This window comes from Hahella sp. HNIBRBA332 (assembly GCF_030719035.1).
GTDB lineage: Bacteria > Pseudomonadota > Gammaproteobacteria > Pseudomonadales > Oleiphilaceae > Hahella.
In genome coordinates, this window is the sequence record NZ_CP132203.1 from 2,124,857 (window position 1) to 2,149,930 (window position 25,074).

General features: G+C 51.4%; 20 protein-coding genes. 12 read left to right on the forward strand and 8 right to left on the reverse strand.

What is annotated here, in order from left to right:
- The first annotated feature begins 390 nt into the window (after positions 1 to 390).
- Positions 391 to 1,692, forward strand: a complete 1,302-nt coding sequence (locus O5O45_RS09865; protein WP_305905045.1) for a sensor domain-containing diguanylate cyclase — start codon at positions 391 to 393, stop codon at positions 1,690 to 1,692.
- Between the two features lie 162 nt (positions 1,693 to 1,854).
- On the opposite strand, the gene O5O45_RS09870 is transcribed toward O5O45_RS09865, so the two are convergent.
- The gene (locus O5O45_RS09870) at positions 1,855 to 4,131 is read right to left on the reverse strand and encodes a pyridoxal-dependent decarboxylase (RefSeq protein WP_305905046.1); all 2,277 of its coding nucleotides are present in this window, start codon (positions 4,129 to 4,131) and stop codon (positions 1,855 to 1,857) included.
- A gap of 281 nt (positions 4,132 to 4,412) precedes the next feature.
- Between O5O45_RS09870 and O5O45_RS09875 the strand changes: the two genes are divergently transcribed.
- Complete coding sequence (locus O5O45_RS09875) at positions 4,413 to 6,137, forward strand: potassium/proton antiporter (protein ID WP_305905047.1); 1,725 nt, start codon at positions 4,413 to 4,415, stop codon at positions 6,135 to 6,137.
- 36 nt (positions 6,138 to 6,173) lie between these two features.
- On the opposite strand, the gene O5O45_RS09880 is transcribed toward O5O45_RS09875, so the two are convergent.
- A complete protein-coding gene (locus tag O5O45_RS09880) occupies positions 6,174 to 6,668 on the reverse strand; it encodes a hypothetical protein (protein WP_305905048.1) in 495 nt (164 codons plus the stop codon).
- A 343-nt stretch (positions 6,669 to 7,011) separates the two neighbouring features.
- Here O5O45_RS09880 and O5O45_RS09885 point away from each other — a divergent pair, with 343 nt between their 5' ends.
- From O5O45_RS09885 to O5O45_RS09900, 4 genes are all read left to right on the forward strand, one after another.
- Complete coding sequence (locus O5O45_RS09885; protein ID WP_305905049.1) at positions 7,012 to 8,496, forward strand: sigma 54-interacting transcriptional regulator; 1,485 nt, start codon at positions 7,012 to 7,014, stop codon at positions 8,494 to 8,496.
- A 234-nt stretch (positions 8,497 to 8,730) separates the two neighbouring features.
- Positions 8,731 to 9,336 carry a methyltransferase family protein gene (locus O5O45_RS09890; protein WP_305905050.1) on the forward strand — a complete coding sequence of 202 codons (606 nt, stop codon included), beginning with the start codon at positions 8,731 to 8,733 and terminating at the stop codon, positions 9,334 to 9,336.
- A 13-nt stretch (positions 9,337 to 9,349) separates the two neighbouring features.
- A complete protein-coding gene (locus O5O45_RS09895; protein WP_305905051.1) occupies positions 9,350 to 10,774 on the forward strand; it encodes an aminotransferase class I/II-fold pyridoxal phosphate-dependent enzyme in 1,425 nt (474 codons plus the stop codon).
- Positions 10,775 to 10,785: 11 nt separating this feature from the next.
- Positions 10,786 to 11,562: a metal-dependent hydrolase gene (locus O5O45_RS09900; RefSeq protein ID WP_305905052.1), complete on the forward strand. Its 777-nt coding sequence runs from the start codon at positions 10,786 to 10,788 to the stop codon at positions 11,560 to 11,562.
- Positions 11,563 to 11,682: 120 nt separating this feature from the next.
- On the opposite strand, the gene O5O45_RS09905 is transcribed toward O5O45_RS09900, so the two are convergent.
- The 5 genes from O5O45_RS09905 to O5O45_RS09925 all read right to left on the reverse strand — a co-directional run bounded on the left by O5O45_RS09905 (position 11,683) and on the right by O5O45_RS09925 (position 16,580).
- Entirely contained in the window at positions 11,683 to 12,345 is a 663-nt protein-coding gene (locus O5O45_RS09905; RefSeq protein ID WP_305905053.1) for a DUF799 domain-containing protein, read from the reverse strand.
- Positions 12,342 to 12,710, reverse strand: coding sequence for a DUF4810 domain-containing protein (locus O5O45_RS09910; protein ID WP_305905054.1), 369 nt, complete (start codon positions 12,708 to 12,710; stop codon positions 12,342 to 12,344). The genes O5O45_RS09905 and O5O45_RS09910 overlap by 4 nt, the downstream gene beginning before the upstream one ends.
- A gap of 31 nt (positions 12,711 to 12,741) precedes the next feature.
- On the reverse strand, positions 12,742 to 13,407 hold the full coding sequence (locus O5O45_RS09915) for a CsgG/HfaB family protein (RefSeq protein WP_305905055.1): 666 nt from the start codon (positions 13,405 to 13,407) through the stop codon (positions 12,742 to 12,744).
- A 128-nt stretch (positions 13,408 to 13,535) separates the two neighbouring features.
- Positions 13,536 to 14,714 carry an NAD(P)/FAD-dependent oxidoreductase gene (locus tag O5O45_RS09920; protein WP_305905056.1) on the reverse strand — a complete coding sequence of 393 codons (1,179 nt, stop codon included), beginning with the start codon at positions 14,712 to 14,714 and terminating at the stop codon, positions 13,536 to 13,538.
- Between the two features lie 6 nt (positions 14,715 to 14,720).
- Positions 14,721 to 16,580, reverse strand: a complete 1,860-nt coding sequence (locus O5O45_RS09925) for a LodA/GoxA family CTQ-dependent oxidase (RefSeq protein WP_305905057.1) — start codon at positions 16,578 to 16,580, stop codon at positions 14,721 to 14,723.
- Positions 16,581 to 17,103: 523 nt separating this feature from the next.
- On the opposite strand from O5O45_RS09925, the gene O5O45_RS09930 reads away from it, so the two are divergent.
- From O5O45_RS09930 to O5O45_RS09945, 4 genes are all read left to right on the forward strand, one after another.
- The gene (locus O5O45_RS09930) at positions 17,104 to 18,108 is read left to right on the forward strand and encodes a leucine-rich repeat domain-containing protein (RefSeq protein ID WP_305905058.1); all 1,005 of its coding nucleotides are present in this window, start codon (positions 17,104 to 17,106) and stop codon (positions 18,106 to 18,108) included.
- Between the two features lie 12 nt (positions 18,109 to 18,120).
- Positions 18,121 to 19,311, forward strand: a complete 1,191-nt coding sequence (locus tag O5O45_RS09935; protein ID WP_305905059.1) for a hypothetical protein — start codon at positions 18,121 to 18,123, stop codon at positions 19,309 to 19,311.
- 587 nt (positions 19,312 to 19,898) lie between these two features.
- The gene (locus O5O45_RS09940) at positions 19,899 to 20,759 is read left to right on the forward strand and encodes a leucine-rich repeat domain-containing protein (protein ID WP_305905060.1); all 861 of its coding nucleotides are present in this window, start codon (positions 19,899 to 19,901) and stop codon (positions 20,757 to 20,759) included.
- A 264-nt stretch (positions 20,760 to 21,023) separates the two neighbouring features.
- On the forward strand, positions 21,024 to 22,016 hold the full coding sequence (locus O5O45_RS09945; RefSeq protein WP_305905061.1) for a leucine-rich repeat domain-containing protein: 993 nt from the start codon (positions 21,024 to 21,026) through the stop codon (positions 22,014 to 22,016).
- Positions 22,017 to 22,055: 39 nt separating this feature from the next.
- On the opposite strand, the gene O5O45_RS09950 is transcribed toward O5O45_RS09945, so the two are convergent.
- Complete coding sequence (locus O5O45_RS09950; protein WP_305905062.1) at positions 22,056 to 22,943, reverse strand: LysR family transcriptional regulator; 888 nt, start codon at positions 22,941 to 22,943, stop codon at positions 22,056 to 22,058.
- A 99-nt stretch (positions 22,944 to 23,042) separates the two neighbouring features.
- Between O5O45_RS09950 and O5O45_RS09955 the strand changes: the two genes are divergently transcribed.
- Positions 23,043 to 23,669: a class I SAM-dependent methyltransferase gene (locus tag O5O45_RS09955; RefSeq protein WP_305905063.1), complete on the forward strand. Its 627-nt coding sequence runs from the start codon at positions 23,043 to 23,045 to the stop codon at positions 23,667 to 23,669.
- Positions 23,670 to 23,912: 243 nt separating this feature from the next.
- Complete coding sequence (locus O5O45_RS09960; protein WP_305905064.1) at positions 23,913 to 24,917, forward strand: hypothetical protein; 1,005 nt, start codon at positions 23,913 to 23,915, stop codon at positions 24,915 to 24,917.
- The last annotated feature ends 157 nt before the right edge of the window (positions 24,918 to 25,074 follow it).

The window sequence follows — 25,074 nt, forward strand, 5'->3', positions numbered from 1 at the left end:
GCTTCATCGTCTCCTGCTATGATCTTCTGAAATTAACCGCATTAACCGTAGGTTGGATAAGCGAAGCGCCATCCAACTTTTTGCGTCACGATTAGCTCAGGGGAAGCGTGGCGAGTATTGGGGCCGCCCAATAGTTGCATACAGAAAGCGACGCCTGGGTTGCTAATTGGGCTTGTCGGAAGGCGCTGCGCATTTCCGACCTACCGAAGAACTTACGACAAGGGGAGTTTCAGATACTGTGAATTGGCCAGTTCATGACTGGCGCTTCCACCATTTCTGGCTAATTCTTATACATAGTCAGTCACAGGGATGAGCGGACAGGGATTCAGGACTTCCACCACCTAATTGAGAAGTTGAGCCCGTGTCGCTGGCGGCCGGAAGGAGGGTCCTTTGTATAAATCCTTGGATTTGAGTCGCCTGCCGGTGCTGGAGTCTCACGCTGACCTTGCGTTGTTTGACCTGCACCCTGACGCTATTTTCATTCTGGACCTGGATGTGCACGCTTTCTGGTGGGCCAATGCGGCGGGAGTGGCGTTTTGGGGTCTGGATAACGTCCAGCAGGTGATTGACAAAGACATGTCGGGGGATACCGCCAGCGCGCGTCGCCGCATGCAACAGACCTTCGAAAAAGCGGCGCTGGAAGGCATATCCGTCGATCCCTGGACCGCCTATCCCAATGAGCAACCCACACGCCTGCATATTCGTCACAAAGCGGTTCTGCTGGGGCCTGAGCGTCATCGCGGCACGATTGCTTTTATTTCCGATGGCGGGCCGCCAGGCGACAATCCAGAACAATGCCTGTTCGCGGAAGCGATACATTACACCTCGGTTGCGGTGACCAGTTTTTCTCTGGATGGACAGCCGTTGTTTGAAAATCCTGCCGCCACCGAACTCTACGGGTATGCGGTGAGAGATGACGCGCCAGCGGGCGTGTCCGTGTTCGAAAGCCGCTTCCATGACCTTGAGGAAGGGCGGGAAAGACTGCGGCAGGGGCAGGCGCTGCTGGACAGCTCGCAGGATCATTTGATGATCACCCGACGAGGCATTCGCAAACATACACTGGATATGCGCATCAGCCGTCATCCCATGACCGGCGAATATGTGATGCTGGTGTCCGAATACGATATCAGCGCCTTGCAGCATGCGCTGGATGAGTCGGAAAGAGCCCAGTCGGAGTTGAAAAAACTGGCTCATTACGATGCGCTGACTGGCGCGCCCACCGTGCGTTTGTGCAAGGACCGACTGGGACGCATGATCGCCGTCGCCAAACGCAATGAAGCGATAGCCGCGCTGCTGTTCATCGATCTGGATGGATTCAAGGCGGTGAATGACCAGCACGGCCATGACGCCGGCGATGGTCTGTTGAAGGAAGTCGCGTTGCGACTGCAATCTTGCGTGCGCGCTTCTGACACCGTGGGCAGAATCGGTGGCGATGAATTTATTGTGCTGATCCCGGATCTACAGCAGCGGGAACATGCCGGCGTGGTCGCGCATCAGATTATCAAGACGCTCTCCATGCCAGTGACGGTGACCTCAAACGACGGCAGTGAAGTGGAAGTGTATATCGGGGCGAGCATTGGCGTGGCGTCGTTTCCCCACAACGGCGACGATCCGGAAGCGCTGCTCCGCAATGCGGATGCGGCGATGTACCAGATCAAACGGCAGGGCAAGAATAATTACGGTTACGCTTAAAGCTTGTTGCAACCCAGGAGAGGATGGCGGCGCAGTCAAAAAAACGCGGCCGGTAAGGCGCGGCCGCGTGAAAAAGGCAGTCATTACACTTGCTTACGACTTAGCATCTGTCTCGAACACTCTATTCGTCTAGCGTCACAGCCTCTGTTGCGTCGACAGGTGTTATTGGCCGCACAAGAGGTTCACTTCTTTTCTCAGTTTCGGCAAAAAGATATCCGTAAAGAAGTTGTATAGCCCCATCTGATCGTGCTCATGGGTATAGATCGCCCAGGGATCCAGGATGACGGAGCGTATGCAGGGAATCGCATTTACTTGCTGGGGATTTTCGAACAGGCGCTCGCCCAGGGCGTTCATGAAGTCGTCGCCGTAATCATCCCGGTTAAAGGTGGTCATGGATACGAACACCTGATCCGGAGATACCGGCTGCCCCGGCGGCACGCTGAGTTTGTCGAACAAGTCATTGTTAAGCTGCAGCGTCCGCTCTAAAGAGCGATCGTTCTTGTCGACGAACACATAGTCCACAATATTCTGGTCGCCTGAGATCTTGCGCAGGAACGAACTGATTTCCCTGTGTTGCAACAGATCACGCTTGGAGACCTGGCGTTTCCACAACATTTCAGCGATGGCTTTGCGCTGCATCTCCTGGTCTTTGGGCATCGGATTCAGCAGCACCAGATCGAACTTGTCGTCAGGGAAGGCGATGTCCATGGTCGCCAGATACAGGTAGAACAACTTCGAGTTCAACATGCTCTGGTTGATGATATGGCCATAGCCGCGCTTGTCTGGACGGATAGTCTGATGGCTGAGGTAAACCGCCGTCGCCGCCGCGCCGGGCTTGGAGCCTTCCAGACCGGACTCGCCGATATTGCGGGTGTTGATGCTGTCGCTGTCGCCTTCGGAACTGATGTAAGGCGCGCTGAAGCTCAGCAGGTTGATGATTTTTTCGTTGCGGTAAGTCAGGCTGCCCGCCGGATAGGGGATATATCCCATTTTGTGCGGATCAATGGTGGCGCTGTCGCAACGATGGACATGAGCCATGCTGTCGTAGACGGACTGGCGGAACCAAGCGTCGCTGTTGTCGAACTGATCCGTTGGCAAATTGCCTTGTTGCGGCTCGGAACCCATCTCAAAGGGCTTGCGGATACAGGCCATGAAGTAGCCGCCCCAGGCGCCGTCAGTATGCACCGCATACTCGAATGGCTCCGCGTCGCGCCGGAAGTCTTCGCGGATCTGCAGAATTTTTTCCACCGGGTCCACGGCGCCTTCTTCGGTGGAGCCGAATACAGCGACGTTCAGCAGGATGGGCTTTTTGTTCTGCTTACAGGTGTTCAATACGGTCTGCAGCAGATCGGTTTTCACTCTGCCTTCTTCGTCTACATAAACATTCAACACGGCGTCGTCGCCAATCACGTTGATGTCCGCCATCTGCGCTTCGGTCAAGCCTTTCTGACCGCCGCCCAGGCCCAGCACGGCGGCTGACTTCACCCAGGAGTAATGCTTGGTGGAGGGCGCAATGATCGCCGGGGCCCTGATGTTTTCCGCCGCCAGATATTTGTTTTGGAAGAAAGTCATGCCTCTGGAATTGAGCGAGTAGCCTTCTCCCAGGGTTTTCCAGACGTCCGCTTCGTCCACGTTGAGCAAACCGGCCATTTTGCCTGGCAGATTCAATGCGTCGTCCTGCATCAGGTTGAGCAGACGCCAGGCGCTGGCGTCGGCGACCCGCTGGCCGTCAGGCAGGGTGAGGCTGTCGCGGATGGAGGCGTAGGGTTGCCCGTCCTCCAAAGAGTATTTAATGCCCAGCGGCATGTACTTGAGTTCACGGGCGGCCCACACGCTTTCGATGTTGGCGACCGTGCCGCCGCTGGTGATATGCGACCAGGAACGCGGCTCGGCGGACTCGCTGTCATTCTCCAGCGGACGCACGTTGAAGCCGGCCATTTGCGCGACGTCATTAGCGGCGACGATTTCCAGCAATGTCGTCGCCGGCGCGGCTTGCGGCGTGACGTTATTCTGGTTCTGCAGCATGCCGGACAGATAACCGATAATCGCCGGCAAAGTGATATCCCAGGTCATATGCCCCTGATAGCGCAGACTGGAGAAGGGGACGGAATACTGCGTCAACAGACTGAGAAGATCGTCACTGCGCTGCTCGATGTTCTGCAGCGCCTGAATGTACGCATCGGAAGATTTCACTTTATCCGTGATGTATCCGGGATCTTCCGGAAACAGATTGGTGCGCCCTTCTAGGGTTTTGTCGACAACGGCGCTCAACAACTTCTTCACTACTTCAAGATTTTCGCCTTTCGTGCCCATAAACCAGCCGGCGATGGAGGTGTCGTCCAATAAGGGCGCGCCAACCAGGCCTTGTTTTAAATGGGATTTAACTTGTTTTAGAACATCGCGTGAGACAAATTTCCTTCTTGGGGAAGTCATTTCCATTACGGGTCTCCGTTTTATTGTGCTTGACATGCAATGTTGGGGTAATCGCGATATTTAAGGCGGGTGTTTCCTAATCAGAAACAAGCTTGATCAGTACGGCGTGAAATCGTCCACTCAGAGACAGCGGTCGCGAGATGGCTATCTTAGTACAGTCAGGGGAATTAGCAACCGGATAAAACAGGGTGAATAACTGCGCTTAAGCGGCCCACTCGCCCGATTTTTGGAAGTGTCGAAATGGCGTGAGGGGAATGGCGCGAGATAGACGGCGGATCGATTAACGGATGACGATAGAAACCACATACCAGTTTATTTTCGGCAGCGCCTTGTTAGCGTTGCTGTGCGTGTTCACCAGCGTGCTGTCGCGTCGGCTTGGGGCGCCGTTGTTATTGGTGTTCCTGGTCCTGGGCATGCTGGCGGGTGAGGACGGTCCCGGAGGCATCAAGTTCGACGATTTCGGCCTGGCGTTTCTGGTGGGCAACCTGGCCTTGGCGGTGATTATTTTTGATGGTGGCCTGGGCGCGCGGCGGGATACCTTCCGCGTCAGTCTGCGTCCGGCGTTGTCGCTGGCCACGGTAGGCGTCCTGGTGACCGCGGGTTTGACTGGACTGGCCGCCCACTGGATTCTCGACCTGAGCTGGCGGGAAGGTCTGTTGATTGGCGCTATCGTCGGCTCCACGGACGCGGCGGCGGTGTTCGGCTTATTACGCAGCGCGGGGCTGGAGTTGAAAGAGCGCACCGGCGCCACCCTGGAAATCGAATCCGGCTCCAATGATCCGATGGCGATATTTCTGACCATCACCCTGGTGCAGTTAATCAGCGCCCCTACGGGCAATCCCGGCTGGTCCTTGTTGAGTGAGTTAGCGATTCAAATGGGCCTTGGGCTCGCGGCGGGAGGCGCTGGCGGTTATCTGTTGTCGTGGCTGCTCAGCCGTTTGCACCTGTCCGCTTCGCTGTACCCGTTGTTGGCGTTGACTGGCGCGCTGAGTCTGTTCGGCGTGACCAACTTAATGGGCGGCAGCGGTTTTCTTGCGATCTATATCGTGGGCGTGATGATCGGCTCCAAATCGCTGCCTTATGGCGGCGACATTCATCGCTTCCATGACGGGCTGGCCTGGCTGAGCCAGATCATCATGTTCTTGATGTTGGGACTGTTGATTACGCCCAGTCAAATGACGCCGATTATCGCGCCGGCGGTCGCCATCGCCTTCGTGCTGATCTTCTTCGCCCGCCCCCTGGCGGTGCTGCTGTCTCTGGCGCCTTTCCACTTTCCATGGCGGGAGCAGGCTTTTATCAGTTGGTGCGGCCTGCGCGGGGCGGTGCCGATCATACTCGCGCTGTTTCCTTCTCTGGCGGGACTGGAGCATACCCGCATCTACTTTGACCTGGTGTTCTTCGTCGTGCTGATTTCGCTGATTCTGCAAGGTTGGACCATAGCGCCCGTCGCCAAATGGCTGCGAGTGGAGCTGCCGCCGCCGGTGAGGGAACCGGAGCATCTGACGCTGAAAATTCCCGACTCTCAGGAGAAAGAAGTGTTGCTGTATCAAGTGACGCCGAGCTGTCGCGCATTGGGAATGCAAGGCAAGCAGTTGCCATTGTCTGAAGGCGCACAGTTGATCGGCCTGATTCGCCTGGGTGTCCTGCTGGAGGCGCCGGGGGAGCAAAAACTAGCAGTGGATGATTATGTGATGGCGCTGGCCACGGAGGGAAGCAGCGGCGCTCTGGGGCGGCTTTTCGCTCCTGAACAACCGCTCAACTTGGAGACCAGTCTGTTCTTCGGCGAGTTCGCCATCAATCCCGGAGCCAAACTGGCGGATCTGGCGCAACTGTATTGTTTTGACGTGCGGGATAAAGATAGCGCGCTAAGCGTCGCCGACTTTGTGCTCACGCAATTTCACGGCAAGCCGGTGGTGGGGGACCGGGTGCAACTCGGACCCGTGCAGTTCGTAGTGAAAGAGGTTAAAGACGGTGTTATCACTGCGATTGGGTTGAAACTGGGGCGGACTTGATCCGCCCGTATGAAGACAGCGTTCGTCTCAATTGTTTTAAGGCAGAGGGATTAGCCTGCTGCGATCCGCAGGGGGGAGGTCGTTTATGGAGACGATCTTGAGTCGCCTTTGTTCTCTATTGGCGATCAGTTCATCCAGGGTGACTTCTGATTTCTCCGGCAATTTCCACATGGCGCCAGTGATCGGGTCCACCACCAGCAAGCCGATCAGACCACCCAATAAAATATTGCCGAAATACCATCCATCCAGAGTCGTATTCACTTCGACCTCTTTCTCGTGAAAACCGGCTTTGCTGAAGCGAATTTTGTATTTCTCGCTGGAGAAATAGCCGCTGCCACTTTGCAACGTCACGGTTTCCGGCGTTGTGCCTGAGTGAATAGCGTCGCCGTTTTTGTTGGTGATGACAAACTGAGCCTGGGAAGGGTGGCTTTCAATAGCTAGAGGATAGGAGTTGTCACTCACAATGCTGGCGCATCCGGAGACCAGAATAATGGATGCAGCGCAAAGCATCAGGGATAATGCGGTTTTCATAATCGCCTCCGATGTCTCGACGAAGACTGTAATTGGAAGCGACGCTCCATGTCGGTTATGAGGTCCCATTCGCTATCCCGAAACGCAGGAACCGCGCCACTTCGTCGGCTCCCTTATACACCCATGATTTACTAGGGTTATTACTCTCCCAGGTAAGACGCGCTGCCAAAGAAAGGGCCGCCATTATCGTATGTAGCGGCGTCAGGCGCCGGCGTAGCCGACATTGAGTGTCGAAACAGGGCATGGGATGTCGTTGGGTTCCGTGGATTTGGTCTAACCTTTGATATAAGGGGAACCTGTTTCTGCAAGAAGGGATGTCGTGCTCATCATTGAGGTGGCCTGAATGACGCCATTGACGCTTCCTTCTCACGAACGGCGGCTGCTTGAAGGGCTGGCGCGCGCGATTCCGTTAAACCCTTTTGGCGCAGAACGCATACCGCAGTTGGCGGCGTTGGTCGGAGTTTCGCCTCCGGCCTCGGAAGATGCGCTCGTCGCCTGGCTGGATAAGCGCATCAATGCGTTAAGCGCTATAGGTGGAAATCGTATTAACGACTTTTCCCTGGCGGACCAGACGCTGGTGACCATGCTGTATCTCTATCGTCAGTATCATCGGGCGTTTCCAGCGCTGGACCGATTAATCTCCGATGAGTTGCATGGCGGAAAGTACGATGCCGCTTCCCTGGCGGAGATCCGGGATAACCTCGAAAAGCATGGGTTCACTGCCGCGCAGGCGGACCATTATTTGGCGCTGTTCTATCAGTTTCGGCGCACCTTTCACTTCATCCTTGACGCGTTGGTGGGCGAAGCTCCCTGCATTAATGAGCTGCGTGCGTCCTTGTGGAACAACATCTTCACCAGCGATCTGATTCTTTATGAACGCCACCTGTGCCAGCGTATGCGTGACTTCTCAACGCTGTTATTGGGCGAAACCGGAGTCGGGAAAGGGACTGCCGCGGCGGCGATCGGACGATCTGGATACATTCCCTACGACCGCTTTACCGGTAGATTCGTTGAACCCTTACAAGAGACCTTTGTGACGGTGAATCTCTCCCAATTTCCTGAAAGTCTGATTGAGTCCGCCTTGTTTGGGCATCGCAAAGGAGCCTTTACTGGCGCGATCGCCAACCATGATGGCGTATTCGGACGCTGTAGCGCATACGGCGTTTTGTTTCTAGATGAGATAGGCGAGCTGGGCGTATCCATTCAGATCAAGCTGCTGCAGGTGTTGCAGGAGCGGTGTTACACGCCGCTGGGCAGTCAGCAGGCGCAGCAATTCAGCGGCAGAGTCATCGCCGCCGCTAATCGACCGTTGCAGGAATTGCGAGCAGGAGGGTTGCGGGATGATTTCTATCATCGTCTGTGTTCGGATGTCATTATCCTTCCACCCTTGCGACAGCGTCTTCAGGAGCATCCTGGAGAAATGGCGCTGCTGGTTGACCTGACATTGCAACGGCTGCTTGGTGAACAGGATAGTAAGCTGAGCGCTTATGTACAGGATGCTCTCCATCGGGATGTTCCTGAGACGTACGGCTGGCCCGGTAATGTCCGCGAGTTGGAGCAGGCGGTCAGGCGAATTCTGTTGACGGGGCGCTATGTTAGCGTCAGCGGTAAAGCCGAGACAGAGTCCGCGGCGGCGACAGTCTCAAGCAGCATTCCCCGTCTACAAGAGGCATTCCGGCAGGGCTCCCTCACGGCCTCCGAGTTGCAGGCGGAGTATTGCGCGCATTTGTATCGACAGCTGGGAGGCTATCAAGAGGTGGCGCGCAGAACGGGTCTGGATTGGCGCACCGTAAAGCGCTACGTGCAGGAGGCAGAAGGTGGATGCTAGCCAGCGACGCTGATTGGTTTAATCTCTGCACTGGACGTCTGCCTTGCCGACACTGAATGTCTTTTCCCCTCATTCGTTTTGATCGTATTTCTAAACTCCACCGCTTTAAATTTTAAATAATTCAATAAAAACAATAAGCTAAACCTCAGTATCAAGACTGGCCCGACGCCTGCAACAGGCACCAGTGCGAACGGCGGAGCGATCCGCAGTATTCAATCTGGACGGGAGAAGGCCATGACATCCCTTATCGTGTTTAAAATTCTTTGCTGGTTAATCCTCAGCGTTTTTTTCTACTACGGCTACGACATGAGGCGACGCCCCAACTGGCGCGAGCTGGCTCCAAGTATCAGCACCCGAGTCATGAAAAGCGCAGCTTTGGCTTTGGGCGTCATACTTGTGACGGCAATCGCTTGTCTCAGTCAATTGAAGGCGACGGACTATGCCGCATTTCTGTGTTTTCTGATTGGCGCCTTGTTGGTTTGTCAGGCGAAAACAGAACTGGAGAAGAACCATGCTTTCACCTGGACCGGCTATGTCTTGTGCAAGCCGCACCTGGTTACCTCGGGCATCTACGCATGGTTGCGTCATCCTCTGTATGCAGGCGTATATCTGGTGGAGATCGGTGGGGCCCTGGTTGTTCTTCCTCACGCCTCAGAATGGTTTCCACACGCCCATTTCGCAGTAAGTCTTGGTCTGTCGCTGGCGCTGCTATACGCCATGTTTTTCAATTTGCTGCAGGCCACTCGTGAATCCCGGTTTTTGTCGCAGGTCTTTGGCGAGGAGTACCTGCGGTACGCCTCTCGGGTAAGAGCGTTTCTTCCCATTTCCAAAGGTCGTTAGAGGAGGGCTGGTTATGTTTGCATTATCGCTACGCCTTAATAACTTTCGTTTTAGAAAAGCAGCGACGGGCATTCCCAATAGCGCGGTTTATAAACAGGCCATGGCTCAATATTACTTGAGTAAACGAAGCCAAAACTCAGACCTCGGCGAGGCCTGTCAGGCCTTCGAACGGGCCTATCGGGATAGGTGTTGCGACGGGGATATGGTTAATGATCTGACTATTGTCGAGCAGGACGGCGTGCGCATTAAAGTTCGTAAACAGGATGGCGCCGAATTCGCGACGTTGAACCTGGCTACCAATTCATACCAGGATCTCGATCTGGAAGCGGCTCCCCGCCGACTGTTAGCGGAATATGCGCTGACCCATGCGCTTTCAAGCTGCCTGTCGAGAAAAATAGCAGGACAATTGCCCGTGCATGCTTTATTGGAAGCGGAAATTCGAGACTTTCTGGGCTATGAGTCCTGCCTGTTGGCCACGTGTGGCTACATTGCGCAACAGGCGGTTATGTTCGCCTTATTTCAGAAAGGCGACGTGATTTTCTCCGATGAGCACAACCACTCGTCATTGATCGACGGCATGCGCCTGACGGGTTCTGATGTCGTGGTATATCCTCACCTGGACTACGACAGGCTGCGCGTCCTCGTGAGAAAGCATCGGGCTCGCTATAACTGCGCGGGCATTGTGTCCGACGGTGTGTTCAGCGCCCACGGAACCATGGCGAATCTGGACGCCATCGCCGCCATTAAGCGCGATCATAATCTGCTTTCCATTATCGACGATACCCACGGCTTCGCCACCATTGGGCGGCAGGCTCGCGGCGTACTTGATTACTATGAGTCCCGCCCTGATGTGTTAACCGCCAGTCTGGCGAAGGGGTTGGCCGGATTTGGCGGGGTGGTGGCGGCGAGTCGGCCTGTGTTGAGAGTGATTGACTGCTTCGGTCGGCAGAACATCAATACTTCGCATCTGTCTCCTCTGGTGACGGCGCAATCCTATTTCAATCTCAAGCATCTACGCGCCAATCTGACCGCATTCACTGCCGATCTTAATCAGGCAGTGAGGTTCTTTAATCAGGAGCTGGAAAGGAAGGGGCTCAAGCAGTACCAGGACGCCAACAAGTATGCGCACCCCATATTTTCCTTTTATGGCGATTCAGAGGCGCAAGTTGTAGAGGCGTACCAGTTGTTACTGAAGAATGGCTTCACGGGGGCTTTTTTTCCTCCTCCAGTCGCGCCGGTTCCAACCATCCGTTTTTCGCTGCATCGCAAGGTGGACCTGGAGTCTTTGGCGCGTCTGGCTGTGTTGATTGAGCTTAGCGGTCTGCGGCCGCTAAGCCGCGAGTACTGGCCGCGTATGCAAACCGTTCGGCAAGCGCAGCCAGAATGCGCGACGCCAGCAGATCTGCTCGGTGATTCCAGTTTGGCGTCTCTGAAATAAGGAGCTTAATCATGAAAAAACGAAAGCTCCCGACGCAAATAGCAACGTCGATCAACTATGACCGGATTCAGAGAGAGTCGTTCTTGTCCTGTTGGTTTCTGAGCTACTGTCTGCTGGTGAGTTCCGCCGAGCGCTTTATTATTCGCAGCGCTGGCGACGCTGTACGGGACATTGGCGATCAGGAATTGAAGAGCAACCTAAAACTCTGCTTCTTTCAGGAAGCGCAACATGCCAGGAGTCATCACATATTTAGTGAACGTTTTTTCGAGTTCAGGCCAATGTTGCGCATGTTCGTAAAGATGAACGACTATCTGAACTACCGCATCGTTGAACCGCTGGCCCCAGGGAGATTAAAACTGTCCGTCGCTGCTGCGATGGAGCAACTAAACGCGGAAATCGCCTATTTTGGCTTGCAAAGGCTGAGGGAAATCAGCAACGAAGAGTCGTTCAAGCAGATTCTGAGCTGGCATTTTGTGGAGGAAATAGAACATCGCGAACATATCTATGACCTGATGCGGGAAAAAGACGTTAGACAGGGTGCGAAGGTGTTTGGAATGATGCTCGTCTGGTGGTCTTTTTCATTCTGGATCACGATGGGCGCTGTGCTGATTAGCTGGCCGCAATTTGGGGTATGGCGACTGTGCGGACGGGACTTGCGCAAACGAGGCATTCTCTCGCGGCTGTGGCGGTCGGCATGGCGATACTGCCGTAAGGAATATCATCCTTCCGTGGAGACGCTTCCGCCGGAGTTCTTTATTTATCAGCGGCGAGTAAAGGCATTTGAGTGATGATGGCTATTTCTGCTGACTGGATAAGGCGACCGGAAATAACAATGGCCTCCCGGGGTCCTATACAGGCTTGGGGAGGCCATTCATGCAAAGAGTCTATCTCTCTGCGAGACTCGCGGCTTATTGCCCCTGCGTCTCAACCTTGAGATAAGGTCCGGGCAGCAGGCCGTTGCCGGGTGAGTTGATGGTTCTGTAGTTGGCGTTGGCGGAGAGTTCCGGCGTTTTGTCGCTCACGGAGTTCACTACCTGCTCAACCACCGCGGCCACCAACATGCCCGCCAGGCCATTGCCGCCGCCGTCGCCGGAGGATTGCTGCGCGTAGGCGCGGCCTTGCCACAGGGTTTCGCCGGATCTGGCGTCAACCAGACGCCAGGACGAAGACACCACTGCTACGGAGGAGATGATCTGGTATTGCTGTCCCCAGTCGTCGATGGTGACGTACAACACCGCATCAGGACCGATGTGCTCGCGCAGTTTGTCCAGAGGGACGCTGTTCATTTCCGCAGGGGTGGGCAGGCCATTGTCTTTCATGAACTGATCAATCACCGCGACAGGGAAGACGTAGTAGCCTTTTTCCGCCAGCGGCGCGGAGATCGTGGACAGGAAGATGTAGGGCGCATTCACTTCCACCGTATTGTTTTGCGGAGGAATGACCAGAATCGAACGCGGTTTGCTCGCCAGTAATGCGGAGTAGTCATAGGGCTGCTGTGTAGCGCACCCTGTACTCAACAGCACAGTTAGCGACAACAGGCCGAGAAGCTTCCAAAGTTGCAAAGATCTCATTTAGCCGCCCCCTTTTTGGCTCTCTCCAGAATCCCGTCGATAAACTGTGCGGATTCAGGGTAGAGCGCTTTTTCCTGGTTGAACGCCTCCACCGCCATGCCCGGTTCTCCGGCGCTGGCGTAGATCATGCCCAGGTGGGCGTATAACCCGGGAGGAACTTGCTGGCCGTGGTTATTGGCCTGCTCAATGGTGACCGTCAACTTCTCGATCTGCGTATTGTTGTCCGCTTCGCCGGGCTTGGTGTACATGTCCAGCAAAACGTCCTGATAAGACCCCCAATAATAGAGGCCTCGCGGTTGGTTGGCGCACCCGGCCAATAAGGCGAGGGCCAGAGCCGGTGCAATAAGGCGCAAAGTATTCTTCATTCCAGCATTACCTGACAGCGAATGTAAGCGGTTATTTCAGTCTCAGCGAGCCTGAATCCAGGTCACGAACCAGGTTGTTGACCACCTCGGTAATGGCGAAGTTCAGCACTTTGCCGTTCAATGTGGCGTCATAGCCGGCAGTGCCGCCGAAGCCGACGATTTCGCGATTGCTCAGTTCATACTCGCCTGCGCCCTGGGTGGAATAAATGATAGCGGAGGTTTCTACGTCGACCACAGACAAGGCGACTTTCGCATAAGCTATTTGTTGCTTGCCGCGGCCCAGGATGCCGAATAACTGTCTGTCGCCCACTTCTTTGCGGCCGAATTCGGTAACGCTGCCCGAGATAACGTAGCGCGCCCCGGCGAGTTTTTGTTTAACGCCAGCGATCTGCGCTTCTTGTTGCAGCTCCTGCATGTTGTCGCGGTCCACCAGATTGAAACGCTGAGTCTGCTGCATGTGGGTTTTCAGAATAGATTTGGCCTGGCTGCCCAGACGGTCGGTATCCGATGAAAACAGCCCTTGCATATAGTTGGAGCGGTTCTGGAAATTGCCGACCACCATGGTGGTGCGCTCGCCGTTGTAGGACGTGCCATATGAGGCGACTTTCTGGGGTTCGATAGCGCGGTGACTTTCAGTGGCGCAAGCGGAAACCATAATGGTCAGCGCAACCAGCGCTGCATTTTTCAAGGCCTTCATGGAAAAGTTACTCCTTAAGGGGGGATAGACTCGAAGTGTAGTTGAGCGCGCTCAGACGCTCAAAAGGTGACTTATACTTTTTACAAATACCTTATGCAACCCCTATTCATGGCGCTAAGGGTTCTCCCTTATTCCGCGGTCGCCATGGACGTATTCGCACTGCCTGATAAATCGCCACGATCCGTCCGCCGCTTGGCCCAAAATGAGAACGGCGCGAACCTTTCCGGTCCAGCGTACGTCTGCGCCAGATACTTTAGATAACGCTCCGCCACACGCAGCATTTCCCCACGATAAGCCTCCCAGGCGCCAGCTTGAAAGGGAAATCCCTCTTTAATTGCATTGGCGGCGCTGACGGCGCTCGCCAAACAATGAAACAGTCCCTGGGACGAGATCGGATCGAATGAAATCAGGGCGTCGCCGATAGCCAGAAACCCCTGCTGCGCGAGCGCCTGGGTCTTGGAAGCAGTCAGATCTAATATAGCGGCGCCGGCGGGGTGATAACGCAGGGGCTCCGGTTCTGAATTTGCAATGATCTCCCGCAGAATGGCGTGGCGGCGAGCGAACGTCAGAAAAGCCCGTGGTTCCCGCCACTGATGTCGCAATGGATCATGGGCGTCAAAATGATAGGCGAGCACCCTTTTCCCGTGAGGAATGCGTGCGCTGTACCACCAGCCGTTTTTATCCGCACAGGTGCGCAGCGTCGCCTCCTGATCGTCAGGAAGACAAGGCAAAAAGGTGAAGGCGCAAAGCAGATCGTCGTCAGCCTGACGAGGCAGTCCCAAACGACGGGTAATGGTCCCAGAGCGGCCGGTGGCGTCCACCAACACTGGCGCAGTATGGATGAGGTTGTCTTGGGGCAGTTGTATGGACCAGGCGTCACTGTTTCGATCAATTTCGTACTGTCGACGGTCCTCCAGAATACAGGCGCCGGACTCGAGCGCGCCCTCATATAACATCCTGTCGAATCCGCGTCGATCCAACAGCCAACCGGGCCCGCAAGGGTCAAATAACGCCTCCCGCCACACCGGGAACTCCGCGTCCCACACCGATAATGCGGAACCCCGCTGTAAATGGGCGCTTTCCAGGAAACACTCCCACAGACCCAGCTTACGCAACAGTACGCTGGCGGCGCCGGGGAGCGACTCGCCAATGCGTGGACCCGTCTCTCCGGTTGCGCGCCGTTCAATCACCAGCACATCATGAGACGGGCGCAGCAGCCTGGCCAGCGCTGAACCGGCGGGGCCAGCGCCCAGAATGATGACGTCCCAGCGGCGCCTGTCCTGCGCGCTGGCTGTCGTTGTCGCCATGAGAGACTATCGCCGCGGCGCTTTCTGCCGCATGAGTTCGCGGCGCATGGCGTGGTCGGTGAGACGGCGCTCTTCTTTCGTCATGTCCGGACCGCCACGATCCTCGACCTGCATGACGGGCGGAAAGTCCGGGTCATTAGGCACGCCGGGACGGACTTCTACGATGCCCATTTCCGGGAAGCGGTCAATCATGTTGGCCAACTGGTTGTCGTAACCCACGCCAAGGGTGCGATCCCAGTCGGAGCGCGCTTGATAGGCGGCGATGCGCTCCTGCCGGGACAGGCCGCTATCCATCACCTTGCTGTAATTCTCCTCGCTCAACACCTGGTTCGGTACTCGCGCAGGCCAGAAAGTGGGCAAGTAAGGATCGTATTGAGAATCATAGCCGGAGCGGCAGCTTGCGGTGTCGGTTTGCCACGGAATCGCCATCCAGCGGGTGATGGAGCCGGGGAACTGAGCGTAGAGCGGTCCGTTATAGGACAAGGCTTCCACCGAGGTAAGCGTGCTGCCGTAGTTCGGCTCTGGATTGTTGGGCGTGCGATGACGCCAGCGATAGGGTTCGCTATACATGGTGGCGTGACGCACTGGCCAGGTCATTTCACAGCCGGGGTGAAAGGCGTCCGCCAGGCAGAATTCCAGCGCGGCTTGGTCCAGACATGCCGGTTGGTCGCTTACCGATACATCATCTATGGAGTGCGGCGGGCTGGCGTCCGGGTCATAATCCGACTCAAACTGTCCCTGCGCCCAGTAATCCAGCATGGCTAATTGGGTCTCCGTCAACGCATTCATGGCGTTGCTGACCGGCGGCATGGGGATATTCATGGCGTCGCCATACACCCAAGGCCAGAGATTCATTGATATGTCATTGCGGCCGGGATGACGAAATGCGTTAGCGACGGTGCGCCGCAGCTCGGCATAGTCGTCGCCGGGCATGGAAAGTTTGCGTAGATAGTCAGGATCGAGAAAGTGTTGCGGCATGCCGAACCCGAAACCTGCTGCAAATCCAGCGTTCATCCACTGCAAATCGCACATGGCTTTTAAGACGGGCAGGATGTCGTTCTGAAATGAAGGGCAGGTGGGGGCGGGCGCCATGCCGGCGTTGATCGCCAGATCCGTCATCAATGCGTACATGGTGCGCACGGACTTTTGCTGCGGCCCATAATTGGGAGGCGCGACCACCACCCAGGCCGGCGCCACATCCAGTTTTCTACCGTTGAAAACGACCGTGGCGGTGACTGGGCCGTCGCTGGTGTCGTCATACCAGCCGTCGTTATTGGCGAAGGTGGTGGGCGGCTTGCCATCGTATGAGGCGGACTTGCCATGACCGCCGAACACCAGCAGGCGACCGGTCGCGTCAGTGCGCAGTTCTCCCAGCGGCACATCTATCCCCATAAACTTGCCGCCTCGAAATTGATACTCCGGGCCGTAGCTGGAGGGGGTGTTGATAGAACGTGGGCCAGGAGTAATGGATAGCTCGCTACGGTCTTTGACGCTGGCGTTACGCAGGGTGCTGGGCGTAGCCGCAGCGGCCTCCGGGATATCCAGCGCCAGTTCAAAGTTGTACCAGGCCGCCTTGTGATTGGCCAGCTCCACCGTCCATTCGATCTGGGTGACATCGTCAATCGACAACTCCCGCACAACCTGACCGTTACCGTCATAACCGTAGATTCGGAACTCCGCTACTTCACGCTTCAAGGCGCCGGTAGCGTCACGATACTCGCCAGGTTCCTTGGGAGGCGGGTTCGACACCTGCGGCCCAATATAAAAACCGTCTTCTACGAGGGAATTACCAACACGAGCGATGCCGATGGAGGGATGAATCTTGGCGTAAACAATCTGGTCGTCGGATTTGCTGCTGTTCGTCATAACACACTCCCTTTGGTTAATCAGATACCCGCCATGCCATATCAGATGGCTGTTAAAGGAGTGTAGATGGTGGATGGGGATTAACAAGCAAGGGAAATAACCTTATTGGCGTCTGGCGAAATACGGATAGAATGCGAGACCACCCGAGTAATGTTTCTTCCTGTATCTAGGGCAATCCCTATCAGCCAAATAGCCCCCGCCGGTTTGCCGATTGAGACAAGTGCTTATCTATCGTTAGGATAAAAATACTTTTGTCTCATTCTTTCGGAACACAACATGCAAGAAGGCATTCAAACAATATCCCTCCCAGATTCATGCCTTTTATGTGCTTTAGATTCCAGAAGCAAACTCAACTTGGTAAGCCGGCTTGTTTATACGAATAGGTTATAGGCCGTTGTTCTATGAAGGATTATGCTGAAGCAATCATGAGTGATAACATCCATCACCTTTGGCGCTCGCGGAGAGAAGAACTCCGCCGATTATCTTCTCAATTTATATAAACACTGTTAAACAAGGCCTTTCTATGCTTCAGCGCACTCTAGCTCTAATGATATTCACTCTGCTTGCCGGATGCGGACAATCCGAACCTCAAAAAGCTGAACCTGAGGCTAATAATGCTCCTCAGTATTCTGAGGCTGAGATCCAACGATATGTGGACCAGTGTGACAAGCACGATGGGAAGTCCCCACTGGAGATTGTAAGGGCATGTGTAAAATTAATTAAAGCAACGCATTACCATACTCTTGATCTGAAGGGACTAAATATGGAGAGTCTTCCCGATGATGTTTTTAAGGGCTTGGAGCATGTCAAAATTCTATATCTTAGCGAAAATGCATTGTCTAGCTTGCCAAAGTCCATATCCGAAATGAAAAGCCTTAAGCGTGTCCACTTAGGTTGGAATGAGTTTGAGGAGTTTCCAGTTGAACTGTTTGATATAAGTGGATTGAAGGATGTATATATTTCCAAAAATAAAATAGCTCGCATTGGTGAAGGGTTAAAGAATATTAAATCTTTAAGAAGAGTGATTATTTCACACAATAATCTGAAGGAATTCCCGCATGTTTTTACTGAAATGTCGGGGTTAAAACTTCTTGATCTGGGAACGAACTCCATTAGTGAGGTGCCGAAATCCATAAATAAGATGTCTGCACTTATAGGGCTGTCTTTGTCTGATAATGATATTAAAGAGATTCCTGGGGAAATCGGCGATTTAAAAAATCTGACTATGTTAGATCTCAGCTCTAATAAGCTACATTCACTTCCTGTAGAGATTGCGCACCTTCCGAAGTTAATTGAACCAGTTAAAAATCATAGCGGATTTGTGAATAATTTGTTGGGTTTGGGGTTTGAAGAGGATGGCGAGGAAATTTATGGCGTTTCAATATTAAAAGGATATAAGACAACACCTCCGGTAAGCGAATACTCAGGTATAAATCTTCTATTCAATGACAAGCTGGTCCTTGACAAGGATTTTTGTAACGTATTTTTTATGAAATTAGATAGTGATGCTGTAATTGATTGTAAATGAAGGGGGTGCTGTGTGGCTTTAGATCCTGACTTAAGTGAAGGGTTAGTGAAAAACCAGTTTTTAAGGATTACTCAAGATATACTTTTAGCCTCCGAGAGATGGGAGGCATCGGTATGGGAGTTTATGTCAAGCTATGAAGTGGCATTGCTAAGGTTTAAAGCAACGATACAGTCACAGGAAGAGCTTGAGAAAAAAGCGGTCGACTACGCCTTTACTGCACTAGCTTTAGCTGGCGGTGGTATTATGGCCGCGTCTGTTGCGCGATCAATTGAAAAATATATTTATGACAAATCACTTTCTTTCGTTTGTAAGAATAACCTTGAAACGATTTTTAATCGCGTTTATGCAAATGAAAAAGTAAAAAGTATTGTCGGTGGTATTGTAAAGAAAGGAGAGGAAGCACTCGCTCAAAAAATTGTTGGAGCTATCAAGGAGGGAGTTGGAAAATACAGGTATTCTAAGTCTCCGACTAATAATAGCGAAATGACTGTTCTATCGGGTATGATGCATTATATTAAATATAATTCAACTCTTTTGAGCGATACTTTAAGGAATGCTGCGGAGTCATATCTTTCCTCTATTGGTACAAATTATGAGAGGCCTAGATTAGATAATTATAACAATACAGTTAGTGAGGTTATCGGTTGTAAGTATATGTTTCCGCCTTTTACTAACAAAACTGGAAATAAGGCTTCCTTCTCTCAACAAATGAAAGATGGGGTGCAAGAAAAAATAGAACTGTCAATGTATCTTGCTAGATTGCTGGACTGTGATGTTTTGGTTCAAAGATATGAAAGTAGTCCGCATGTTAAATCTACTAATGTGCGTACGCCCATCTACTATTCACCGTCCCAGGTTGGATATCCAAATACACTGCCAGAGCGTGCTCAAAGCTATAATAGTACCGGACTTATCGAGCAACGAGTTGTATACTCACCTTATGGCTCTAAGGTGGCTGAGCAACTTAATAAATTGGCGAGTAAGATATATAACAATGGAACGATTGTCGAGTTTTCTAACTGGAGAGGGTCAAGGCCAACGGCTGAGTCTTTAGTTAAAGCAGAGAACTTGGCGAATATACTTGGTCAACCCTATAATCAGCATCTGGTTGAGTCGGATAGACCTATATTACCGAGAGACGCAAAGTTATTGGGGCTCACTGAGCGTCAGAAAAAGGTAATAAAGCAAAATAGTCGATATTAACTACATGAATTATAAAGCCGCCTTAATCGCCGGCGGCTTTAGCTTTTAGCGTCATTCAATTAACTCTTTGTAAGTGATTTCAATAACAGTTTTTCAACTGGATTTTCCATTTTTTGTATCTCGATGTTAAAAGCCTCATAAAGCTAGTGTTGAAACTCAAGTGGCGCCAAAGTATACCGCGACAAGGTCGAAGAAAGTGTCAGCTCCTTTGGCGCCTATCCTCCATTGGAGCCAAGTGTTAGTGCATAACTATTGTTAGAGAGTTTAATATGTAAAAGACGTATTGGGCTGGATTGTAATGAGTTCGAAGCTTTTTTTGTCACATTGGTTAACAATTGCGAGATCTGGTCGATTATTCACCGCATGGCGCAATTAGCCTGGGTATCACCTATACCTATAAACACTGTTATCATGGCCTTTTTATGCTTAAGCGCACTATTGCTCTAATAATACTCATCTTGCTTGCCGGATGTGGGCAATCCGAACCTCAAAAATCTGAGCCCGAGACTAACAATGCCCCTCAGTATTCTGAGGCTGAGATTCAGAAACTTATCGATGTTTGTAAGAATCGGGGTGGAGAATTCCCGATGGATGAACTGAATGCTTGTATTAAACTAAATAAATATAGTCATTTTCATACGTTGGACTTGAGTAGAATAAAGATTGGGAAACTGCCAGAAAATACTTTTGAAGGAATGAGTCATATTCGGCAGTTGTTTCTTAATGAGAACTCAATTTCAGCACTTCCTGAATCAATAAAAGAGCTAGTTAATCTAAAAGTTGTTATGTTGGATTGGAATAAGTTTGACTCGGTTCCGGAGGAGTTGTTTGAAATAGATGGGATTAGAGATATATATATTTCTCATAATTCGATAACTAAAGTTGATCAAGGTTTGAAGAATTCTAAAAAACTTAGAAGAATTATTCTTTCATTTAACAAATTGGAAGAGTTTCCGGCTGTGTTTTCTGAAATGCCTAATCTTAAAATTCTCGATTTGGCGTCAAACTCTATTTCGCGTGTGCCTAAAGAAATAGGGGGCATGTCTAGCCTTATAGGATTATCTCTGGCTGATAACAAGGTAGAAGAGGTTCCCGAGGAGATTGGAGCGCTTTCTAACTTAACCATGCTGGATTTAAGCGCAAATAAACTAAAAACATTGCCTGTAACAATAGCCAGGCTTCCAAATTTGACTCAACATATAAAAGAGCATAGTGGCTTTGTAAATAATCTTACGGCGCTTGGTTTTGAGGAAGATGGAGAAGAGATATATGGGGTGTCTCTGCTAAAGGGATATCAAACAACACTGCCTGTCAGTAGATACTCAGGTATAAATCTTCTCTTTAATGAAGTTATAGTCCTTGATAAAGAATTCTGTAATGTCTTTTTTATGAAATTGGACAGTAAAGTATCTGTTAATTGCAGACAGACATTTTGGATGATACTTTAGCGGGAAAAATGGAATTAGAGTGGTTTATGGATGATGGTTTTATGAATTTATTAGTGCTAAGTATTGCTCGGAAATCACTGTCAATCCTACCTTGATTTTTTTAAATAATAAAAATTAAATCATATGGAACTGAGTTGTAATGAGTTAGAAGCTTTTCCTAATACATTGGTTAACAATTACGAGGTTAGGTCAATTATTCATTGCCCATCAGGATTTCCTGGATATCACCTATAGCTATATAAATACTGGTAGCATGGCTTTTCTATGCTTCAGCGTGCTCTAACTCTGACTATACTCATCTTGCTTGCAGGATGCGGGCAATCCGATCCCCAAAAAATAGGACCTTCGACAGCTCCTCAGTATTCTGAGGTTCAACTGGGGGAACTTTCTAAACTATGTGATGAGGATGAGCCTTCAGAAGCTAGTGTCGTTTCCTGCATCACGCTAAATAGAGTAAAGAAGAGTATAGTTCTAGACTTGGAAGGGATGAATATAAGAAGTCTCCCGGAAGACGCCTTTGAGGGGATGGGGCATATTCGAATATTACGACTGGGAAATAACTCTCTATCTGAATTGCCAAAGTCAACAACTAAGCTGAAGGAGTTGAGGCAGATATATATTGATGACAATAATTTTTCTGAATTTCCTACCGTTTTGCTCTCATTGACCAGTCTAAAAGGTATATTTGCGTCTAATAATCATATAGGTTCCATACCTAAAGAGATAGAAAGGTTGAAGTCTCTGCGGCGAATAATTATTTCCTTGAATGATTTTAGGGAGTTCCCTGTTCAGCTAAAAAATAATGAGGAGCTCAAGATATTGGATCTATCAATGAATAAAATTTCTGTTATTCCAAACGAGATTGGGAGTTTTGATGCTCTTGTAGGCCTTTCTTTGTCTGGTAATAAGGTGCGAGTGGTTCCTAGAGAAACTGGAAAGATGAAAAAATTAACCATGTTGGATCTGAGCGCGAATGAATTGAAAGAGTTGCCGGTGGAGATAGCTGCTTTACCTGAACTGAGAAGGTCTGTGGAAGGCCATCACGGCTTTGTTAGAGCCTTTGTGAGTATTAGCTTTAATGAGGATGTTGAAGATATATATGGAAGTGATGCCGCGAAAGCCCACGATATCTATGATAAACCTGAGAAATTTTCAGGGATTAATATTCTTTTTAACAAGATTGAAAGCCTTGAGCCGGAATTTTGTAATGTGTTTTTTGTTAAAAATGACTCAAACGTATATCTAAATTGTAATTGATGCTAGGCGTTAGTGTGTCTGAGTTTGGTATTTCGTAAACTAAGACAACTCCCCCACCAAAAAGTCAAAAACTGTTCTGACTCTTAGATTCATTTTCAGTTCGCGGTGAGATACGAGCCAGCTTTCGCCTTTGAATGCTTCATAATGAGGAAGGGCTCTTTCAACTGAGGGTTCCATATCGCCGATTTCAATTGGCATGGCGCCGATGCCCAGGCCTTGTTTGGTCATTTCCCAGTGGGCTAAGTGACCGTCAGTCTTTACTGGAAAGTTCTTGTCGTGTAGTTCAAATCCATGCTCTTTCAGCGCCTTGATGTAGCCGTCATTGTTGGTGCTGAAACCAAGAAAGTGGGCCTTGTTGAACTCCTTTGGAGTTTTAGGCCGGCCTATTCTGTCCAGGTAGCTTGGCGCAGCGTAAAGCGTCGCTTTTATATCGCTGAGCTTTCTTGCTATCAAATCCGGTTGAGTAGGGCGGAACGCGCGGATAGCGATATCCGCTTCTCGACGTTTTAAATCGCTGGCTATGTTGGATGCGATGATGTCGATATGGAGACCTGGATATGACTCTCTCAATTTCATGATGATTGACGGCAGAACAAAAGCGGCGGTCACTTCTGTGGCTGAGATAACTATCGTTCCCTCCACTGAGCGGGCATGACCCGAAGCGGCCATGGATAGACCGCCTGCCGCTTCTCCCATTGCGCGAACATAGCCTAATAACGCCAACCCATTTGGCGTAAGTTCAAGTCCCTTTGAGCCTCGCTCGAACAGTGCAACGCTCAGTTCTTTTTCGAGCGCGGCCACCTGCCTGCTTAGGGTTGGCTGGGAAATGCCTAATGCGCGTGCGGCGGCCGAGAGAGATCCTTCTTCAGCCGTAACCAGAAATGCCCGCGCTCGGTTCCAATCAAAATTTATTGGGCGCCATTCCATACAAATATGCATAACCTAAATTCATAATCAGGAATGTTAGCAATAACTGCGTATAGGTAAAATCTTAATCTTTAATCGCCAACTACCAAGAGGACTCAGATGGACTTCTCAATCAGATTTTGGGACAAAGCCGCCGAGCGTTACGCCAGAAGGCCGGTGGCCGATGTTGGCGCCTACGAGAAGAAGCTTGCTGTTACGCAACAATTTCTTGGAGCGGATATGCGAGTGCTGGAATTCGGCTGCGGGACTGGCTCGACCGCGATAGTTCTAGCGCCCCAAGTTGCTGAATACTTGGCGACAGATGCATCCTCGAAGATGATAGATATCGCCAGAGCGAAGCTAAGTGATAAACCCATCCCGGGATTGAAATTTGATGTGGCGACATTGGACGACTATCGCGGGCAGTCAGAAATCTATGATGCGATTCTTGGACTGAATATTCTGCACTTATTGCGCGACCCGGATCACGCGATACAACAGGTGTACGGGCTGTTGAAACCGGGGGGCGTTTTCATTAGCAACACGGCTTGTTTATCGGATACGCGGCCCTATCTGCGGCTTATTACACCCGTGGGCAAGCTGTTGCGACTCATGCCTTATGTGAAATTTCTGTCCCGTAAAGGCCTTGAAACGAGCATGGAAAGGGCGGGATTTGAGATTGATTACAAGTGGATTCCCGAGACGACGAAAGATGTATATTTCATGGTCGCGAGGAAAAGTCGGTAAGGGCGGATTAACCGTTCGCCAAAACCCGAAAAACCTGTTCTGCGCTCTGTTATTAATTCGACAGACAAATAGAAGGAAGCTATTTGTCTGCCTGATTAATAAACACCGAGCAAACAGAATAGATCGACCGACTGATACCTGCCTCATCCTGGCCTGACTACTTTGCCTCTATGGCTCCGCAGTTTTCTCCATCTGCGGAGCCATATCAGTCATTTTTAATGTTGAAAAGGCGAGGTATCTATTATGGCTAGAGTTGACGGCGGTGGCGCAGCGCCAATCACCCCGCAGAATCATGTTCAAGCTGGAGGCGGCGTTGCAAATCAGCCTGGAGTGGGCGCTCCTGCGTTGGCGCGTAACCAGAATCCTGTCGCGCGGCAGGATGAGGGCGGCCGCTCTATGTTTAATGCGTTTACGGAAAGGGCGGCCAATTTCAGGTCGGCGGTTTACAACAGCCTGCCCAATAATCCGCTCCGGGATATGTCTGTCAGAGAACAGACATACAGGGTTCCGCTTTCTCGTATGGAAGGCAACGCGACGACGCTTTTTAACGATATGGACCGGGCCAATCACCATGAACAGCTCAGAGAGCAAGCTTTGGCTTCTTTCAGGGGGACGCATCACGCTACTGGCGACGCGACCCAGGTGGTGGGTCAGTTTCAGGACTTTCTGGCGTTTGATGTTGATAATTTAAGCGCGAATGAAGTCCAGCAAGCTGAAGATAATGCACGGCAACGGACTGACAATTGGTCTGATGGCGTCCCTGTGAGCGCTCATGATTTCAATGTCAGATTGCAGCAGGAAAAAGAAATCATCGCACTGGAAAAACTGGCGCAGTTAGATCATCTTCCACCCCCGGATGAGTCCCAGGAGCACCATCGAATGTGGGGAGAGCTGAGCATTGGCGCGTCTCTGCAAAGAAACGTCACCATGCAGGAAACCCGTGATCAGCTCTCTTTCTTCGGGCGCCAGATTTCGGTCTTTATGAAGAAAGAAGGGTTGGGCTTTGATGGTTTGATAGACAGGAAGACAGCGCAGTTAGTGAGGGATGAGGGGCTGGACCCGGAGACAGGCTTCAACGACCTAAACAATGATCAACAGATCGACGTTTACAAGGCGGTATTGAAATCCGCGTCCACCGCCAATCCGAACCTTATGGATAAATTCCAGAAAACCATCAGCACCAACCTGCAAGCGGGTGCGGCGAACTTTATGTCGTTTTTAAACCGCATTAATATTTTCTCCAGTTAAGGGGCGGTGATTTGAGCGTCATCCTGGTTCGCCGGTGGTGAGACTTGATGGCGCTTGCTTCTTGCTTTCCTGCTTTGTTTCTATTCTTTATTCCCTCTCTTTCCTTTCTTTCTCTCGCCAATTAATACCGGCCGCTTTGCACAAATACATCGGTAGG